Below are 1237 nucleotides of genomic sequence, written 5' to 3'. Positions count from 1 at the left end.
CTCTAATAAGAGCTCGCGCGATATGAATGCGTTGACGCTGCCCTCCTGAAAGTTGCCTGCAATCTTGGTTGGCCAAATCAGACATTCCGATATAGGCTAACCATTCATTAGCCTTTACTCTATCCTTTAATGTTGGACGCTTACAATACGAGAAGGTTACTCCCCAGTTCCCAAGCATTAAGGCTTCCAGTACAGAGATGGGCAACTTTCCCGCTTGACCTCCCTGAGGCACGAATCCGATTTTTTTCTGTGCTTGCCGAAAATCGTTTTTACTTGCAATGGTTCGATTGCCGATCATGATGTTTCCTTGCCGTAACGGAATCTGCCCTAATATGGTTCGAAATAACGTTGTTTTGCCTGCACCGTTAGCACCGGTAATGGCCACAAACTCACCTTGATTTGCTTTAAAGCTTAATTGATTCAGTGTTGGCGACTTACTGTAACCAGCGCTTATATCTCGCAGCTCGAGTGCAGGATCTGCCATCCTTTTGTTCACCTCGTTTCATTTCCATTATGAACAATGCTATATGCCGATAAAATAACTCGTTGTAGCTATCTAAACGAATCATTGTTACAAACCATTGAAATGTTGTGCAGCTAGCTCTATTGAGTCATGTGTGACGGCTCAAAAATAGAGACAATAGAAAAGTAAGCTAACGGAATGAGTCTGATGYTGTATAAGGAGGTCCATGTAATGTATAAACAAATAAAATGGTTGATTTTAATCATCCCTACGTTGACGATTTGGATTTGGGAGTATGTTCGACATGAATATTTATTGCCGTATATTTCGATGGACGCAGGGAATTGGCTGTCGCCTTTAATCGTTTTCTTGGTTACTTTGCTCTTGATTACGCGGCTGTTTGCCATATTAGAAAATATCCAAGAAGAGCTGCATCAAACTAGGCTGCTACAGACGGCTTTACAGGAACGCGAGAACTTGGCAAGAGACTTACATGATGGGATTGCTCAATCCTTGTTCTTGGTATCTGTAAAGCTCGATCAGGTGAAGCAAAGCGATGAACTAAACGAACAATTTCTGTCTGTAAAGAAGACGGTTCATGAAGTGAATGAGTATGTGCGCCAGTCCATCGCCAATTTGAAATATCCGCCAGAGGTCATAACCGTACCTTGGAAAGATACGATAAAGGATATTATTAGAGATGTTGATTTGGATTCAACCGTGAAAATCGATTATAAATGGCCTATTAAAGATGTTGATCTGTCCATTAAGGAG

At 41.6% G+C, this 1237-nt stretch carries 2 protein-coding genes; one reads left to right on the top strand and one right to left on the bottom strand.

The window, feature by feature from the left end; genetic code table 11:
- Window positions 1-484, bottom strand: a 484-nt coding sequence (locus AB4Z33_RS30980; RefSeq protein ID WP_442053582.1) for a metal ABC transporter ATP-binding protein, incomplete at its 3' end; no start/stop codon positions are given.
- Between the two features lie 210 nt (window positions 485-694).
- Here AB4Z33_RS30980 and AB4Z33_RS30975 point away from each other — a divergent pair.
- Window positions 695-1237, top strand: a 543-nt coding sequence (locus AB4Z33_RS30975; protein WP_442053581.1) for a sensor histidine kinase, incomplete at its 3' end; no start/stop codon positions are given.

The organism is Paenibacillus sp. 2TAB19, from assembly GCF_052115185.1.
Taxonomy (GTDB): Bacteria; Bacillota; Bacilli; order Paenibacillales; family Paenibacillaceae; genus Pristimantibacillus.
The sequence above is the reverse complement of the archived record's forward strand: the minus strand, read 5'-3'. Positions and strand labels throughout refer to the sequence as shown.